We start from the raw sequence: 16,438 nt of genomic DNA on the forward strand, positions 1-16,438 counted from the left end.
ACGCTCTGAATATTCAGGACGCGGAAATCAGGAACCCTGCGATGCCACACTGGCTGGTCATTGATCTGGAAGCCACCACCGATGAGGGTGGCTGGCCGGTTACAGAGATGGAAATTATCGAGATCGGCGCCACGCTGGTCGATCGTGCCGGTCGCGAGCAGGATCACTTTCAACGCTTCGTCAAACCGACGCGGCGCCCTTTGCTCACGCCGTTCTGTCGCGAACTGACGCACATCACCCAGGCCAATATCGACACGGCCCAACCGCTGAGTGAAGTGTGGCCGGCGTTCGAACGCTGGCTCGGCCAGCATCAGACACGCCTTGAAGGCTGGGCCAGTTGGGGCGACTACGACCGCAAGCAGTTATTGCAGGAATGGCAACGCCTGCAACTCGACAGTGCGTTGAGCCGCGTGCCGCACATGAACCTCAAACAACGCTTCGCCAAGGCGCGACGGCTGGAGCGGCCACTGGGTCTCAATGGCGCGTTGCAACTGGCCGGCATGCAGTTCAGCGGTCAGCAACACCGGGCGCTGGAAGATGCGCGCAATACCGCACGATTACTGCCGCTGGTGTTGCCACTCTAGAGTCAGACCGAGAACTCGCCGGACAGCCTCCCGGACAGGTGACGGCGTCAGGCACCTTGTGCATACTGGCCGGCCCTTTTTAACCCTTTTAAGCCCTTTTCGAGAGGAATCGCCCATGTTTAAAGTCAACGAGTACTTCGACGGCACCGTCAAGTCGATCGCCTTTGGCACTGCTGAAGGTCCAGCGACCATCGGCGTCATGGCCCCGGGCGAATACGAATTCGGCACCAGCCAGCGTGAAATCATGCACGTGGTTTCCGGCGCACTGACCGTCAAACTGCCTGACAGCAGCGACTGGGAAACCTTCGCCGCCGGCAGCCAGTTCAACGTACCGGCCAACAGCAAGTTTCAGCTGAAAGTCGTGGTCGACACCGCCTACCTGTGCGAATACCGCGGCTGAATCCCCGGTTTCCTGCGGTCATAAAAAATGCCCGTGTCCAAGGACACGGGCATTTTTCGTTTCAGGGCGGATTATTCGAGGATTTCCACCGGCATGCCGACTTCAAGCCGGCCATTGCTGTCGTTGACCAGATTCTGGCCAAACATCGCGCCATCCGCCTCGGCGCGGTATTTCTGCAAGGTCGCCAGCGGTTCGCGATCCGCGCTGCGTTCACCGGTTTGCGGATCGATGGTGGTGAGAATGCACCGCGAGCACGACTTGACCACGCGGAACTCGACATCACCGATACGAATCCGTTTCCAGCCATCCTCGGCGTAGGCCTCGCTGCCTTCGATGACCAGGTTCGGCCGAAAGCGCAGCATTTCCAGTGGTCGACCGACCTTTTGCGAAAGATCCTGCAGCGACGCTTCGCCAATCAGCAGCAAAGGAAAACCGTCGGCGAATGCCACCTGATCGTCATCCTTGCCGTAACCGGCCTGGGTAGTCCGCGCGCGATCCAGCGGCACCTGCACCAGACGAGTCGGTTTGCCGATGAACTCGCTGACCCAGCGGGCCGCTTCTTCACCGGCGTCCGGCACACGCAAGGTGTCGCGCCAGATGGTTACGCCACGCAGGTCGTCGTCACTGCCGGGCAAGGCGACATCGATTGCCGAATGCCCCGGCGCGCTTAGCGTCAGACCGCCGCTGGCATTCCACAACGCCGACAGCTGGCTCATCTTCGCTTCAGCACGCTGGGTCAAAAAGCGCCCGCTGGCTTCGTCCACCAGCATCCAGCGTCGGTCGCCATCAAGCCCCAGCTTGTCGAGGTCGACGCTTTGCAGCACGTCGACTTTGCCGGATTTCAACGGGTAACGATAAAGCGCGCTCAGACGCAGCATGGCCAGCTCCCTGGTGGCTAAAAAAAGCCACCCTATACGAGCTTCACCGGCGAATCAAAGGCTGACTGAAGGTCAGGCTTGGACGACACGTTATCAGGCAGGCACTTCGTCGAGCATCAGACGCTGGCGTACCACGTCGACCAGTTTGTCCGGCTGGAACTTGGAGAGGAAGTTGTCGCAACCGACCTTCTTCACCATCGAATCGTTGAAACTGCCAGAAAGCGAAGTGTGCAACACCACGTACAAACCACGCAGGCGCGGGTCGTTGCGGATTTCAGTGGTCAGGCGATAACCGTCCATTTCCGGCATTTCCGCGTCGGTGAACACCATCAGCAGTTTGTCGGTCATGTTCACGCCGGTATCCGCCCAGGCCTTGAGCATGTTCAGAGCCTTCAAGCCGTCGCTGGCGATGTGCATTTTCACGCCCAGTTGACCGAGGGTGTCACGCAATTGCGACAGCGCTACATTGGAGTCGTCGACCAGCAACACTTCGCGGCCACGGGCGCGCTCCAGCACCGGATCGTCGAGTTTTTCGCGCGAGACCTTGGCGTTGTACGGCACGATTTCGGCGAGGACTTTTTCCACGTCGATGATTTCCACCAACTGATCGTCGACCTTGCTGATCGCCGTCAGGTAGTGCTGGCGGCCGGCGCTGGTCGGCGGCGGCAGAATGGCTTCCCAGTTCATGTTGACGATGCGATCCACGCCACCGACGAGGAAAGCCTGCACCGAACGGTTGTATTCAGTAACGATGATCGTGCTGTTAGGCCCTGGCACCAGCGGACGCATGCCGATCGCCTGGGACAGGTCGATCACCGGCAAGGTCTGGCCGCGCAAGTTGACCACGCCACAAACAAACGGATGACGCTGAGGCATCAGGGTCAGCTTTGGCAGTTGCAAGACTTCCTGAACCTTGAACACGTTGATCGCGAACAATTGGCGTCCGGCCAGGCGAAACATGAGAATTTCCAGGCGATTCTCACCCACCAGTTGCGTGCGTTGGTCTACCGTGTCGAGAATGCCGGCCATCAATGACTCCTGGGCTTGTTCTGATGAATTCACTAAGAGGGTTTATCGGCTGCGCATCGCAAATCTTGATGAGCGAAAAACTTGCCATCAAAATGCCACATCAGACCATTGATGTCACATTAGCATCATGCTTTACTGAGCCCGTTGTTTCATCTGCTAAAGTCTTTGCGGCGCGACCTCGGTTTGCACGGTAGGTTCCCGCGCCTAAGGGATTCCCCTAGTAACAATCAGGCCCAACCTGATATTCGCAATATCCAATAGCCATTAATGTGACGCCATTCTCATTGCATGAACGGAGTCAGGCTATTGTGTGCGATCGCAGTTCAGTGGAAACCCAACCTCTGGAAAACCTCAGCCTGTGCACCTGCAGCACATCTGGGCGCGGTCTCCCGACGATTCACGATCGTCGTCACACACGGCATTCCCTCATCAGACATGACGTTGTGGAGATAAACATGCCAATCGACCATAAAGACTGGGCTCAACGCTTTCCCGAGTTCCTGGTCGAGGCTGAAACGCTCCTGGCCAAGTCCGAAGAATGCCTGAGCCATCTGCAACTGATCAGCAATGACAAGGACGCCATCGATTGCATGCTCAGCACCCTGCTCAAGCTCGCGAGCAGAGCTGAAGCACTGGCGCTCGAGGCGATTTCCGAGTTTTCCCTGCACATCTACAGCCTGATCAATGTGACGCAGGATCACCTCGACCTGCACGAGCAGGCACTCGATGCCCTCAAGGATTGCTTCACCTTGATGGCCTGGCAACTGGAGCTGGTGGATCAGAAAACCGGGCAACTGAGCCTGGACGGTAGCGAGCAGACCTCGCTAATCGAAGCCCTTGCCTTTCAGGTGGGTCAGAGCCAGTTTCAACGACCGCTGACGAGCAAACGTTTGCCCCCTTTATCCTATTCGGAACGGCAGGCCTGATCCGCACAACGTGCCGATCGCACGCTCATGACTCAATAATTGAATGTCGTTATTGAATAGTTCATACCTGCCAACGACAAGTCGAATTAAATAATCACTCCTGACAGCAACGGATATTTTTCGTTGGCCTCAGGGTTTTCCTGTGCGCAAAGAACTCAACTTCTGAATACAACAATTCGAGTTTTTTCCATTATGGAACTGGAGTCCAATAAGTCAGTTTTCCTGACCTGTTGGACATATATGGCGAACGCGACCAACGGTATCTTAAGTGGTATTATGCCGCCCGTTAGTTGCCTTCTAGTTAATGGCACAGTGATTTCAGCGAAGGGATCCAGCGAAGTTGGCGGTCAAATACCGTTCACTGAACCTTTTTGAATTCAATAAGATAATTGACAGCAATTCCAGACAGAGACCCGCCAGCCAACGGCCGGTCTACCCGCAGCGAACATCCATTGGCTCCATCCGTTATGTACGCCAGCCTCAAGTCAATCACCACATGGCCACCCTCCCGGGAAAACGCTCGCCGGTTCACACTCATCCTGTGTGTGGCAGCGTCACTTGGCAGCCTGCTGACCTATGGCTTTTCCACGCGTCTTTGTCTGGGCCTGCTGTTGCTCAATCTCGCCGCGACTGCGTGCGTGTGGGTGCAATATCGACTGTCGCGCAAGTCGATCAAATTCCAGCCTCAGGAGCTGGCTGACCGTTTACTCGAAGTTCAGGAAAACGAGCGCCATCGCCTCAGCCGAGAACTGCACGATGACATCGGCCAACTGCTCACCGCCGCCAAACTTCAGAGCGAGTGGCTCAAGCGTCGAATGCCGCAGGATCTGCAGGAACAATGCACGGCGCTCTGCGACACGCTAGAAGAAACCCTCAATAAAGTGCGCGACGTCTCGGCCATTCTCAATCCACGCCAACTGACCAGTCTGGGTCTGGAAGCAAGTCTGCGTGCGCATTTGCTCAAAACGTTGACCAACACGAATGTGCACTGGAGCCTGGATTGCCAGCAGCGCCTTAACGGTTTGCCGGAAGAAATGGCGGTTGCCGCGTTTCGCATCACTCAGGAAGCGGTCACTAATATCCTGCGACACGCACAGGCGAAAAACCTGCTGATTCGTGTCCAGCGCCTGCCGCAAGGCTTGACGCTGTTGATCAGCGATGACGGTCAGGGGTTCGCCCCGGCGGCCAACCCGGGCCGCGAAGGACAACGGGGCATGGCCGGAATGGCCGAACGGATAGAGCAATTGGGCGGCACCCTGAGCGTCAGCAGCGAGCCGGGCAAAGGCACTCAAATCGAAGCACTTTTCCCCTGGGCGCCCCGTGCACTCGAGCGGGCCAGTACGAATAAGGTTATGCGTTGACTTGTAACTTACTTCTGGTGGATGACCACTCGCTGATCAGGGCCGGCGTGCGCGCTCTGGTGCTGGATATTCCAGGTTACGCCGTTGTCGGCGAGGCCAATGACGGCTCGCAGCTGCTCGAAATGGTCGAGCAACTGAATCCGGATATCGTCCTGCTGGATATTTCCATGAAAGAAACCGGCGGCCTCGAAGCCCTGCAGCGCCTCAAACGCGTGCGCCCGCAAAGCAAAGTGCTGATCCTTTCGATGCACACCGATCCGGCGTTGATCATGCAGGCGCTGGAATCCGGCGCCCATGGTTACCTGCTCAAGGACACCACGGCCACGGAACTTGAACATGCTCTGGAAGCCTTGCGCAACAATGAGCGCTACCTCAGCCCGGCCATCGCCCACACGGTGATCAACCAGGCGCTGATCCGCAATCAGAAGCAACAACCGGAAGTTGCCGAATCGCACAATCTGACCGCGCGTCAGCTGGAAATCCTGCGCCTGATCGTGCGCGGCAAGTCCACCCGGGAAATCGCCAACGGCCTGGGCCTGAGCATCAAAACGGTTGAAACCCACCGCTCGCAGATCATGAAGCGTCTGCAAATCTACGACGTGGCGGGCCTGGTGCTGTTTGCCGTGCGCGAGCAGATCATCAGTCTGGACGACTGACTGGCGGCTTGCCGCTCAACAAAGGCGAGTTCGTCGGCAGGTGCACCTGCAATGCCGCTGGCAGCGCTTCAAAACGCATGCTATCGCCCTCCAGCGGCTCGCCATCGAGGTTGATATAAAGACCCTCGGACGCCTTGATCTCAACCCACGGCAACCGCGCCCGGACAAACATATTGTCGAGCCCGAAGCCGTCACTGAGCAGGGTTTTCAATGTGCCAACCAGCTCCTGTGGCGCCGGCAGGATACTGATGTCCAGCAAGCCGTCATCGACCGTCGCCTGCGGACATAACTCGTGACCGCCGCCAGCCTGCCGGCCATTGCCGATTCCCAGCGCCAGCAACTCACCACTCCAGTGGAAGTCAGGCCCCTGCAGTTCGCCATAAGCGGCATGCAACTCACTGAAGCGGGAAAGCCCGGTAAACAGATAGGCCGCTCCGCCGAGGACCTTTTTCAGATCTTCCGACGTATTGGCCGTCACCTGGCTGCCGAAACCACCAGTGGCCATATTCAGGAAGATCTGCCCGCCCACTGCGCCCAAATCTATGTGACTGGGTGTTACGTCGAGCAGGTCGAGCGCTTCGGCAGGTTCCAGAGGAATTCCCGCCGCGCGGGAAAAATCGTTGGCGGTTCCCAGTGGCAGCAACACCAGACTGGCCTTGCGAGGGTGCCCGGCAAGTGCTTCGGCGATGTCACGTAATGTTCCGTCGCCGCCCCCGGCAATGATCTTCGTGAACCCGTCGGCCAACGCTTCCTCAACCAGGCGCTGGGCGTCGCCGGCCTCCCAGGTCAGGCGTACCGCCAGCTCCCACCCTTGCTCGCGCTTGCTTTCGACAGCGGCACGAACCGCCTCATTGAGTGCTTGCTTGCCATGCAAAATCAATAGCGCCTTGCGCTCACTCATTGCGGTTGACTCCCATAGTTGAATCGGTACGGGACATCTTGACCGCTGAGCGACGCAAAAAAGCCGTAGCAATGGCATTTATTTCAAGCGCCCGATCACGGCGTCCTACACAACGGTATTTTTTCTTACAAGATATGCGGAAACGGCTTAATTGACCCGGCTCAGTGATTGGGTCACCGTGTGCAGGCGGTATCAATTTTCAATCTGACAACACAAGGATGTGCATGTAATGAGTGGATACGCCTTCGGGTTTCTCACCCGTTTGAATGATGGAACCAACCACAGGCGCAGTTGGGGAGCAGTGGACGGACCTTTCCATGCGAAGCCATGAAGCCAGAGTTTCGGTGAATCCGATTGCCCCTGTCGCCGACAGTCGTGCCCGGCAAAAGACCGATTTCAAGAGCAGCCACAAAACCACTGGAGCCGCTGATATGGAACCCCGAGTCATCGAACTGGAGACCCATCTCCAATACATTCGCCGTGACATGGACGAAGTCAAAGCAGACCTTAAATCGATCAAGCATCGGCTTGCCTACTCTGCGGGCGCCACGGCGGTAATACTGTGTTTGCTTGGCTGGGTAGCCAACAGCCGCTTCGAGCAACTGGTGACATTGATCAGCCACTAATCAAATGAATGCAGGCGCCGGCCAACAAGCCGACACCTGCGCTGCAGGCCGCTCAACCCAAAAGATCACTCAAGGGAATGAACAGTACTTCGTCTCCTTCGACCAAGGTGCGGCCCTCCTGCACTTCAACCAACCCGTCAGCCCAGGCGGCACTGCGCAGAACGCCCGAACTCTGGTTTCCGTAAATGGTTGCTCTCCCGCTATCCAGGCGCCCCCGCAGGTATTCGCGCCGATTGCCGGCCTGAGGCCAATCAAACCCGGCGGGTACCGGAAACTTCAGTGGCTCGCCATCCTGCACACCCTGACGCCGCAACAGATACGGCCGCGTCAGCAAGGCAAAGGTCACCAGCGTCGAAGCCGGGTTACCTGGGAGCCCGATCACCGGGACATTGCGAAAATGACCGAACGTCAGTGGCTTGCCGGGTTTGATCGCCAGTTTCCAAAGCGCTAGCTCGCCCTCCTCGCGCAAGGCAATACCGAGAAAGTCAGCTTCACCCACCGACACGCCCCCGGTCGAAAGGATCAGATCCACATCCTGCAATTCGCCCAGGCGCAGACGCGTGGTGTCCAGATCATCCGGGAGAATCCCGGCATCCACGACCTCGCACCCCATGCGCTGCAACCAACTGCACAGCACCACCCGATTGCTGTTGTAGATCTGTCCCGGCCCCAGTGCCTGACCCGGTTCCACCAACTCATCGCCGGTCGACAGAACGGCCACCCGGACCTTGCGCACCACCTCAAGCCCGGCACACCCCAACGACGCCGCCAGCCCCAGCTCGATAGGGCCCAATCGGGTTCCAGCGCGCAGAATCAATTCACCGACGGTCGTTTCCTGGCCTTGCGGGCGAATGTTCTGCCCCCGCGACATGGTCTCGATGAAGCGCACACGCTGATCCGGAAGAACTTTGGCGTTTTCCTGCATCTCTACACAATCGGCCCCCGCTGGCACTGGCGCGCCGGTGAAGATCCGCGCACAAGTTCCCGGCTGCAACGCCTGCGGAGCCTGACCGGCGAAAACCTTTTGGCTGACCAACAGCGGCTCGCCCGTCCAGTCGGAGAGGTTCAAGGCGTAGCCATCCATGGCACTGTTGGGCCATGGAGGCAGGTCGAGTGTCGAAATCAGATCCTCGGCCAGTACCCGTCCCTGTGCTTGCGCCAGCGGCAAAAATTCACGCTCGACAATGGGCGACGCCTCAGCCATTTCCAGCAGACGTGCCAATGCCACTTCAACGGGCATCAGGCTGCCTGTCTTGCCCGGCTTAGCCGCGGGATTCACAAGGCGCCGCCTGTTTCAGGTGAGTCACGAAATTGCACGGGCGGTGCCGCGAATCCAGTTGTTCGGCCAGGATGCCATCCCAACCGGTGCGCACAGCATTGGTCGAACCTGGCAGGCAGCAGACCAATGTGCCATTGGCCAACCCGGCCAGCGCCCGGGATTGCACGGTCGAGGTGCCGATATCGGCGACCGAAATCTGCCGGAACAACTCACCAAAACCGTCAACCTGCTTGTCGAGCAGGCAGGCCACAGCTTCCGGAGTGCTGTCGCGACCCGTGAAGCCGGTGCCACCGGTGATCAGCACGACTTGCACGACATCATCGGCAATCCAGTTGGCGACTTGCGCGCGGATTTTATAGAGGTCATCTTTGAGCAGAACCCGCTCCGCCAGATTGTGTCCGGCCGCCGTCAGACGGTCGACAAACACTTGTCCGGAGGTGTCGGTTTCCAGGGTTCGGGTATCGCTGACCGTCAACACTGCAATGTTGAGCGGTGCGAAAGGTATATCAGCCTTGGCTTTCATAGGCTCGTCCAGTTGTAGGAGAAACAGCCCGGTGTTATATCACAGCGCCCCCATTTTTCGCCGCCCTCTGGAGAACCGCCATGACCACAAATACGCCATTGCCGCCCTGCTCGGTTCTGTTATTGGCGGGCGGACGCGGACAGCGCATGGGCGGTCAGGACAAAGGCCTGATTGAATGGCTGGGCGAGCCGTTGATCGCGCATTTGCAGCGCAAGACACGTCCACTGACCGATGACCTGATCATTTCCTGCAACCGCAATCAGGAGCGTTACGCGCCGTACGCCGACCAGTTAGTGGTGGACGACCAGGACGATTTTCCGGGGCCATTGGCCGGCATTCGTGCAGGCCTGAAAGCCGCGCGCCATTCGCACCTGCTGGTGTTGCCGTGTGATGTCCCGCGAATCGACGCGGCCCTGCTGCAAAGCATGCGCGAGACCGCCAATCAGCAACCTGAAAAACCTTTAATGTTGCGTCATGACGAGCATTGGGAACCGTTGCTCTGCGTGATTCCGACGGCCCTTTCAGCCGCTTTCGAAGATGCCTGGAATGCCGGTGAACGCAGCCCTGGCCGGGTCATGCGCAGCCTTGGCGCGACTGCCCTGCAATGCCCGGACAACGACCCGCGACTGGCCAACCTGAACACCCCCGAACTGTTAAATTCGCACAACACTGTGTCAGACTGACAGCATTCAAGGAACTCTCGTGACTTGTATACGTCTCAAGCTCAGTAACCAAAAGAATTCCCATTCGGAGACACACTCATGACTCAACGGACCCTCGCCACTTTCATGCTCGCACTGGGCCTGGCTACCCTCGCTGGTTGCTCCTCGCCAACAGTGATCACCTTGAATGACGGTCGCGAAATCCAGGCCGTCGACACCCCGAAATACGATGACGATTCGGGTTTCTACGAGTTCAAGCAACTGGACGGTAAAGAAACTCGCATCAACAAGGATCAGGTTCGTACCGTCAAAGAGCTGTAAGCTCGACGTCGACGCCGGATACAGAAAAGCCCGCATAAGTGCGGGCTTTTTCATGGGCGCAGGAAAAGTGCACTGAACCTCACCACTGCAAGGTAATCCGGCTTTCAAACTCACGCTCTTCACCCGTCAACGGGTCAATGAAGCGGAGCCCCTGCGCCAGCAGTTTCAACGGTTTGGTGTAGTCATCCTCGACGTCTTTCAGCGCATCCGGATAAAACGGGTCGTTGCAGATACTCGCGCCCAGCGCCGTCATGTGCACGCGCAACTGATGTTTTTTGCCGGTCACCGGGTACAGGGCATAACGCCAGAGATCGCCATTTTTTTCCCGGACTTCCACAGCCGTTTCAGTGTTACTGACGCCCGGCCCTTCCTGCATACGGAAAAACGGCTCGCCATCGACCAGACGGCTTTTATGCACCAAGGGGAAATTCAAGTGAGGCAACGCCGGGGCAATGGCTTCGTAGCGCTTGTCGATCTGTCGAGTCGGAAACAGCGATTGATACGCCGAACGGCTTTGCGGGTTGGCCGAAAAGATCACCAATCCTGCCGTGTGGCGGTCGATCCGGTGCAACGGGACCAGATGCGGATTGTCCAGACGCCGGATCAAACGGCGCAGGAGCGTCTGCTCGACATATTCGCCGGCCGGGGTCACCGGCAGGAAGTGAGGTTTGTCAGCAACCACCAGATGCTCATCTGCATAGAGAATCGTCTCGACCACAGGAATCGGTTTTTCGTCCGGGACTTCACGGAAGTAGTGAATGCGCAGACCTTCCTTGTAAGCCAGATCTACGGAAATCGGCTGTCCGTGGCCATCCAGCACACGGCCTCGGGCGATCCTGTCCAGCCATTGTTCGCGTCCGATGGCGCTGAAATGCTCGCTCAGGCAATCGAGTACGGTCAGCCACTGACCGGGCGGCAGGTACAGTGTGCTGGCCTGATTCTGTGCTGCAGAAAATGTGGAAATGGACATACGGAAATTCGAACCCTCAATGCAGGACGGCATTATCCAACACTGAAGGATTCGAACCTAGCGCGAATCCTCAGGCCGGAATCGTTTTCAGTGCCGCCGCCTCAGTGAACTCCTTGAGCCAGCGCAGCACGTCGACCGCCTCCCAGCGCCCCGGATCGTACAAGGCGTAAAGCAGCCCTTGATAGCCGACCACATCCAGTTGCTTGTGATAACCGGCGCGCTGAAACAGGGCTTCGATCTCGGCAAAGCAAGTGTTGAAATGCAGTTTGTTGAAGGGTGTCTTGCCTTCCGTGACCAGCCCGTCAAGGCGCAGTTCGATGACAGCCTCGCGCACCACGTCAACCGACATCCGGTTCACGCTGTTCTTTAACTGTTCGACATTGACCACGGTTCATCCCTTTGACGCATTTACTGTATGAACATACAGTAACCGAATAAACCGGAAAGTGCCAAGGGAAGGATGCGCGGTGACGACCGACGGAATGAAGCAGCAAAAACGATTAACGGAGAAACGCCACCACTTGATCGGCGCTGAATGGCCAGCCAAGTTCCGCCCCGGTGTCGACCCGGCGCAACACCGGAATCCGCAAGCTGTAAGCCTCGAACCAGCTCTCGTCATCGGCAATGTCCACCAGTTCCACCAGCAGGCCATGTTCAACAAAAGGCATCAGCTCGGCTTCAGCGACTTCACACAGATGGCACCCCAAGGTGCCGAACAGCTGACATTCAGGAAGCATGATCGCTCAACCAGAAAATTGTGCGCTCATTCTAGGCCGCCGCCGAAAACCCGTCGAGACAGCCCCGCCCAAAGGCTTGAGCGGATTCACGGATACTCGGGCGCAAAATCCTGACGTAAATCAGTTCGCGGAAAAGCCATTTGCATCATGCTCCCGCACTTTTTGCCTCTACGCTTGAACAGCCAGAGCCTGATTCCGGAGTGCCCAGTGTTTGCCAATCTTTTGATCATCCTCGCCTCGTCCCTCGTGGTGATTGCCCTGTTTCGACGTCTGCGGCTGCCACCCGTGCTGGGTTACCTGTGCGTGGGATTGCTGGTCGGGCCGACAGCCTTCAATTGGGTCAATGAGAGTGAACACCTGCCCGATGTCGCCGAACTGGGCGTGGTGTTTCTGTTGTTCTCACTGGGCCTGGAATTTTCCCTGTCGAAAATGATTGCCCTGCGTCAGGTGGTGTTTCGCCTGGGCAGCCAACAGGTGCTCCTCAGCGCAGGACTGCTGGGCTTTTTATTGATGGTGCTGGGCATGCCTGCCGCGCCGGCGCTGTTGCTGGGTGCGGGGCTTTCGCTGTCGTCGACAGCGATTGTCACCAAAGAACTGGGCAGCCTGGGTGAAGTGTTCAGCAGTCACGGGCAAAACGCTGTTGGCGTGCTGCTGTTTCAGGATGTGGTGGCAGTCTTGCTGTTGACCCTGGTGCCAGTGTTCGCGGGCAGCAGCGACCAAGCCTGGTACTGGGCGCTGCCGCTGACGCTGGCAAAAACCGTGGTGTTGTTTATCGGCCTGCTGCTCGCCAGTCGCTGGCTGCTGCCCCGGCTGTTCCATGAGGTGGCGGCGTCACGCTCGGCAGAGTTGTTTGTGCTGCTGGCGCTGGTGATTGTACTGCTGACCGCGTGGCTGACCCACTTGCTCGGTTTGTCGCCGGCACTGGGGGCTTTTCTGGCGGGCATGCTGCTTGGCGAGAGCCACTATCGCCATCAGATCGAAGCGGACATCCGGCCCTTTCGCGACATCCTGCTCGGGGTATTTTTCGTCAGTATCGGCATGCTCATCGACCTGCAACTGTTCGTCAGCCACAGCCTGTTGATCGCCGGCCTGACGCTCGGTTTGATGCTGATCAAGGGCGTCGTTGTAGCGTTGCTGGTGAAATGGCGCGGCAACGACAGTGAAACGGCCTGGCGCAGCGGTCTGGCCCTCGCCCAGGGGGGCGAGTTCTGTTTCGCCCTGATGGCGCAGATGCAGCAAAACCAGATGATGCCTGCCGAACTGGGGTCGCTGCTGCTCGCGGCAACATTCTGTTCAATGGTGCTGACACCACTCTTGTTACGCGGCGCACCGCGCATGGCCGCCGCCCTGCACCGCAAACCCAATCAGGAAGCGCAGATCGAGGAGATCAGCGCACTCAACGCCGGGCTCGACAAGCATGTGGTGATTTGCGGTTACGGCCGCGTCGGTCAATCCATCGGCCGTTTCATGCGCAATGCGCAACAACCTTTCATTGCGCTCGACAATGATCCGGTGCGCGTACAAGAAGCTGCGAGCGGTGAAAGCGACGTGCACTACGGCGACTCTTCGCGCGGTGATCTGCTGACCGCCGTCGGCCTGCTGCGCGCCAGGTTACTGGTGATTGCCGTTGATCAAAGTGACATCGCCTTGAACATTCTCAGGGAAGCTCGCCGGCTCAACGCTCACGTACCGATACTGGTGCGCACCCGCGACGACGGCCAATGGGCGGATCTGAAAGCCGCCGGCGCCACAGAAGTGGTGCCGGAGCTACTGGAATCGAGCCTGATGCTCGCCTCTCATGCGTTGATCATGCTCGGTCTGCCGGCGCATCAGGTGCAGGCGCAAGTCGATCAGGTTCGCATTGACCGCTACCGCCTGCTGCACGGTTTTTATCCCGGCGCGGAAGATGAGGAGACTTAATCCTGACTCACTGCGCCGATCTTGTGCAGCGACAGGTCGGCGCCGTAATACTCCTGTTCCTGGCTCAGGCGCAGCCCGTGCAATGCCTTGATCGCGCCATACACCACGAAGCCACCGATCAGCGCCACCGCGACGCCGAGTGCCGAGCCGATCAACTGGCTGATCAGGCTGACGCCACCCAGCCCACCGAGTGCGGTCTGGCCGAAGATCCCGCAAGCGATCCCGCCCCATACCCCGCACAAACCGTGCAATGGCCACACGCCCAAGACATCGTCGATGCGCCATTTGACCTGCGCAGCGGTGAAGCACCAGACAAACAATGCACCGGCGATGGCGCCGGTCACCAATGCGCCGACTGGATGCATGAGGTCGGAACCAGCGCACACCGCCACCAGACCGGCCAACGGGCCGTTGTGCAGGAAGCCCGGATCGTTGCGCCCGACGATCAACGCCGCCACGGTGCCGCCCACCATGGCCATCAGCGAGTTGACGGCCACCAGGCCACTGACGCCTTGCAGGGTCTGTGCACTCATCACGTTAAAGCCGAACCAGCCGACAATCAGAATCCATGAACCCAAGGCCAGAAACGGAATGCTCGACGGTGCAAACGCGACCAGTCGACCGTCGCGATAACGCCCATTGCGTGGGCCGAGCAGCAACACCGCTGCCAATGCCAGCCAGCCGCCCATGGCGTGCACCACCACAGATCCGGCGAAATCATGGAACGCCGCGCCGAACTGTGCCGTCAGCCACGCTTGCAGACCATAGTTGCCGTTCCAGATCATGCCTTCGAAAAACGGGTAGATGAACGCGACGATCAACGCCGTCGCACACAGTTGCGGAACGAACCGCGCACGCTCGGCGATGCCACCGGAAATGATCGCCGGAATCGCCGCGGCAAATGTCAGCAGGAAGAAAAACTTCACCAACCCGTAACCATGATCAGCGCTCAGCACCGCGGCCGGTTGCATGAATGTCACGCCGTAGGAGATCCAATAGCCTATAAAGAAATAGGCCAGGGTCGAGACCGCGAAATCACTGAGAATTTTCGACAGCGCGTTGACCTGGTTTTTCTGGCGAACCGTACCCACTTCCAGAAACGCGAAACCGGCGTGCATCGCCAGCACCATCACCGCACCGATCAGAATGAACAACGTATTGGAGCTGTGAACCAGCGTGTCCACAGCGCTTTGCAGATTTTCCATGAATGGGCAGACCTGAAGGCTAAAAAGGCACCAAAGCGGTTCGCGCGCACATTTCATGCACCAAATTGCGACCACACAGTCATCAGATGCAAGATCCGACGAACCGCTTTGGCGCACAAGGTCGATGTCCTGACACGAACCGGGATTATTTGAGTTAAGGTTTTCCTGCACGCACGCCCGGCAACGGCGCACACCGGACGGGCAACGCACCACGACACAGCAAAAGTTGTACCAGTCATTTGTACTGAACCTTCGCGCAAGGCTCATACTCGAACGCTTCAGACGTCACTTACGGAGATCCACCCATGGCCAGCATCAAGGCAAAGACTGCTCAAGAAATCCTCATGAACGACTTCCAGACGCTGGTCGCCGATACCGAACGGTTGCTCGAGCACACCGCCACGCTGGCCGGCGATCAGGCCGATGAGTTGCGCGAACAGATCCACGACAGCCTGCTGCGTGCGCGCGAAACCCTGAAGCTGACCGAAGAAACCCTGCGCGACCGCGGTCAGGCAGCGGTCACCGCCACCGAGGACTATGTGTCGGCCAACCCTTGGCAGTCCGTCGGCATCGCCGCCGGCGTCGGTTTCCTGATTGGCCTGCTGGCTACCCGGCGCTGATTATGTCGATCGGTGAATCCGGCCCGACTGCGGGCACCGCCTCCTCCACGCGGCGCTTGGGCGCTGCTGTCCTTGGCTTGTTGCACAGTCACGTCGAATTGTTCGGCATCGAACTGCAAGAGCAGAAATCACGCACCGTCAGCCTGTTGCTGTTCGCCGGTCTGGCGCTGGTGTTTGCCCTGCTGTTGCTGGTCGGCCTGTCGACGCTGGTGTTGATCGTGTTTTGGGACACTTATCGCTTGCCTGCCATCATCGGCCTCTGCGTGTTCTACACCTTGGCCGCAGCGTTTTGCGGGTTGCGTCTCAAAGCGGCAATCTTCGATGAGTCTTCGCCTTTTCACGGCACGCTCGAAGAGCTGGCCAACGACCGGGAGCGCCTGCTGCCATGAGCCTGCCTGAACTGCCACACAACAGCTCGCGTCGGGAAATGCGCAAGGCGTTGATCCGTCTTCGCATGGAAATGCACCGCCAGGAAATCCGTCACGAAGCCGGGCAAGTCCTGCAACCTCTGCAGCGAATGCGCGGCATGACGCAAAACCTGCACGAAGGTTTCGGCATCAAGCACGCGCCGTTGTGGGGCGTGGCGGCCGTAACCCTCCTGGGTTTCATCACCGGCAAAGGCGCGAAGAGCGGCGGCGTCAGTGGTCTGACCCGATTGATCCGCCTGGGCACCAGTCTCGGGCCACTGATCAAACTGGTCATGCAGAGTTCCAGCAAACGCTGAGTGACGCATCTGGCTACATTCTTGCAACAGCGGCGGGATGAATCTCTTAACCAGAGATTCAATCCCGTGCGCCTACCCGGTCGGCGGGGTTCAACCAGAACAAGAACGACTAAGGA

At 58.4% G+C, this 16,438-nt stretch carries 21 protein-coding genes; 12 read left to right on the top strand and 9 right to left on the bottom strand.

What is annotated here, in order from left to right:
• Window positions 1-41 precede the first annotated feature (41 nt).
• The gene (locus F2P67_RS23350) at window positions 42-584 is read left to right on the top strand and encodes a 3'-5' exonuclease (protein WP_166224306.1); all 543 of its coding nucleotides are present in this window, start codon (window positions 42-44) and stop codon (window positions 582-584) included.
• Window positions 585-699: 115 nt separating this feature from the next.
• Window positions 700-984 (top strand): pyrimidine/purine nucleoside phosphorylase, encoded by a 285-nt coding sequence (ppnP, locus tag F2P67_RS23355; RefSeq protein ID WP_166224309.1) that lies wholly within the window; start codon window positions 700-702, stop codon window positions 982-984.
• 71 nt (window positions 985-1,055) lie between these two features.
• On the opposite strand, the gene F2P67_RS23360 is transcribed toward ppnP, so the two are convergent.
• Both F2P67_RS23360 and F2P67_RS23365 read right to left on the bottom strand, forming a co-directional pair.
• Window positions 1,056-1,862, bottom strand: coding sequence for an MOSC domain-containing protein (locus F2P67_RS23360; RefSeq protein ID WP_166224312.1), 807 nt, complete (start codon window positions 1,860-1,862; stop codon window positions 1,056-1,058).
• 93 nt (window positions 1,863-1,955) lie between these two features.
• Window positions 1,956-2,891, bottom strand: a complete 936-nt coding sequence (locus tag F2P67_RS23365) for a chemotaxis protein CheV (protein WP_166224314.1) — start codon at window positions 2,889-2,891, stop codon at window positions 1,956-1,958.
• 455 nt (window positions 2,892-3,346) lie between these two features.
• Between F2P67_RS23365 and F2P67_RS23370 the strand changes: the two genes are divergently transcribed.
• The 3 genes from F2P67_RS23370 (at window position 3,347) to F2P67_RS23380 (ending at window position 5,834) form a co-directional block, all read left to right on the top strand.
• Window positions 3,347-3,817 carry a hypothetical protein gene (locus F2P67_RS23370; protein WP_166224317.1) on the top strand — a complete coding sequence of 157 codons (471 nt, stop codon included), beginning with the start codon at window positions 3,347-3,349 and terminating at the stop codon, window positions 3,815-3,817.
• A 467-nt stretch (window positions 3,818-4,284) separates the two neighbouring features.
• A complete protein-coding gene (locus F2P67_RS23375; protein WP_166224753.1) occupies window positions 4,285-5,178 on the top strand; it encodes a sensor histidine kinase in 894 nt (297 codons plus the stop codon).
• Window positions 5,175-5,834, top strand: a complete 660-nt coding sequence (locus F2P67_RS23380; RefSeq protein ID WP_166224320.1) for a response regulator — start codon at window positions 5,175-5,177, stop codon at window positions 5,832-5,834. The genes F2P67_RS23375 and F2P67_RS23380 overlap by 4 nt, the downstream gene beginning before the upstream one ends.
• On the opposite strand, the gene yegS is transcribed toward F2P67_RS23380, so the two are convergent.
• Window positions 5,818-6,735 carry a lipid kinase YegS gene (gene yegS / locus F2P67_RS23385; protein WP_166224323.1) on the bottom strand — a complete coding sequence of 306 codons (918 nt, stop codon included), beginning with the start codon at window positions 6,733-6,735 and terminating at the stop codon, window positions 5,818-5,820. The two genes, F2P67_RS23380 and yegS, sit on opposite strands and share 17 nt — an antisense overlap.
• Before the next feature lie 317 nt (window positions 6,736-7,052).
• Between yegS and F2P67_RS27645 the strand changes: the two genes are divergently transcribed.
• Window positions 7,053-7,361 (top strand): hypothetical protein, encoded by a 309-nt coding sequence (locus F2P67_RS27645; RefSeq protein ID WP_178120950.1) that lies wholly within the window; start codon window positions 7,053-7,055, stop codon window positions 7,359-7,361.
• A gap of 52 nt (window positions 7,362-7,413) precedes the next feature.
• Here the strand turns inward: F2P67_RS27645 and F2P67_RS23395 are convergent, their stop codons facing one another.
• Both F2P67_RS23395 and moaB read right to left on the bottom strand, forming a co-directional pair.
• A complete protein-coding gene (locus F2P67_RS23395; protein WP_166224326.1) occupies window positions 7,414-8,640 on the bottom strand; it encodes a molybdopterin-binding protein in 1,227 nt (408 codons plus the stop codon).
• A complete protein-coding gene (gene moaB, locus F2P67_RS23400) occupies window positions 8,624-9,163 on the bottom strand; it encodes a molybdenum cofactor biosynthesis protein B (RefSeq protein ID WP_166224329.1) in 540 nt (179 codons plus the stop codon). The genes F2P67_RS23395 and moaB overlap by 17 nt, the downstream gene beginning before the upstream one ends.
• Before the next feature lie 80 nt (window positions 9,164-9,243).
• Here moaB and mobA point away from each other — a divergent pair, with 80 nt between their 5' ends.
• Together mobA and F2P67_RS23410 are read left to right on the top strand one after the other, a co-directional pair.
• A complete protein-coding gene (gene mobA, locus F2P67_RS23405; protein WP_166224332.1) occupies window positions 9,244-9,846 on the top strand; it encodes a molybdenum cofactor guanylyltransferase MobA in 603 nt (200 codons plus the stop codon).
• A 78-nt stretch (window positions 9,847-9,924) separates the two neighbouring features.
• Entirely contained in the window at window positions 9,925-10,146 is a 222-nt protein-coding gene (locus tag F2P67_RS23410; protein WP_007908660.1) for a YgdI/YgdR family lipoprotein, read from the top strand.
• 79 nt (window positions 10,147-10,225) lie between these two features.
• Here the strand turns inward: F2P67_RS23410 and F2P67_RS23415 are convergent, their stop codons facing one another.
• The 3 genes from F2P67_RS23415 to F2P67_RS23425 form a co-directional block, all read right to left on the bottom strand.
• Window positions 10,226-11,116: a pseudouridine synthase gene (locus tag F2P67_RS23415; RefSeq protein WP_166224335.1), complete on the bottom strand. Its 891-nt coding sequence runs from the start codon at window positions 11,114-11,116 to the stop codon at window positions 10,226-10,228.
• Between the two features lie 70 nt (window positions 11,117-11,186).
• A complete protein-coding gene (locus F2P67_RS23420) occupies window positions 11,187-11,504 on the bottom strand; it encodes a transcriptional regulator (protein WP_166224338.1) in 318 nt (105 codons plus the stop codon).
• A gap of 112 nt (window positions 11,505-11,616) precedes the next feature.
• Window positions 11,617-11,853, bottom strand: coding sequence for a glutaredoxin family protein (locus F2P67_RS23425; protein WP_007955734.1), 237 nt, complete (start codon window positions 11,851-11,853; stop codon window positions 11,617-11,619).
• A gap of 207 nt (window positions 11,854-12,060) precedes the next feature.
• Here F2P67_RS23425 and F2P67_RS23430 point away from each other — a divergent pair, with 207 nt between their 5' ends.
• The gene (locus F2P67_RS23430; protein ID WP_166224341.1) at window positions 12,061-13,773 is read left to right on the top strand and encodes a monovalent cation:proton antiporter-2 (CPA2) family protein; all 1,713 of its coding nucleotides are present in this window, start codon (window positions 12,061-12,063) and stop codon (window positions 13,771-13,773) included.
• On the opposite strand, the gene F2P67_RS23435 is transcribed toward F2P67_RS23430, so the two are convergent.
• Window positions 13,770-14,978 (bottom strand): ammonium transporter, encoded by a 1,209-nt coding sequence (locus F2P67_RS23435; RefSeq protein ID WP_166224344.1) that lies wholly within the window; start codon window positions 14,976-14,978, stop codon window positions 13,770-13,772. The two genes, F2P67_RS23430 and F2P67_RS23435, sit on opposite strands and share 4 nt — an antisense overlap.
• A gap of 305 nt (window positions 14,979-15,283) precedes the next feature.
• On the opposite strand from F2P67_RS23435, the gene F2P67_RS23440 reads away from it, so the two are divergent.
• From F2P67_RS23440 to F2P67_RS23450, 3 genes are read left to right on the top strand one after another with little or no spacing between them, the layout of a single operon-like run.
• On the top strand, window positions 15,284-15,598 hold the full coding sequence (locus tag F2P67_RS23440) for an ElaB/YgaM/YqjD family protein (RefSeq protein ID WP_007908653.1): 315 nt from the start codon (window positions 15,284-15,286) through the stop codon (window positions 15,596-15,598).
• Between the two features lie 2 nt (window positions 15,599-15,600).
• Complete coding sequence (locus tag F2P67_RS23445; RefSeq protein ID WP_166224347.1) at window positions 15,601-15,987, top strand: phage holin family protein; 387 nt, start codon at window positions 15,601-15,603, stop codon at window positions 15,985-15,987.
• A complete protein-coding gene (locus tag F2P67_RS23450) occupies window positions 15,984-16,322 on the top strand; it encodes a hypothetical protein (protein WP_166224350.1) in 339 nt (112 codons plus the stop codon). The genes F2P67_RS23445 and F2P67_RS23450 overlap by 4 nt, the downstream gene beginning before the upstream one ends.
• Window positions 16,323-16,438 lie beyond the last annotated feature (116 nt).

It is taken from the genome of Pseudomonas atagonensis, assembly GCF_011369485.1.
Lineage (GTDB): Bacteria > Pseudomonadota > Gammaproteobacteria > Pseudomonadales > Pseudomonadaceae > Aquipseudomonas > Aquipseudomonas atagonensis.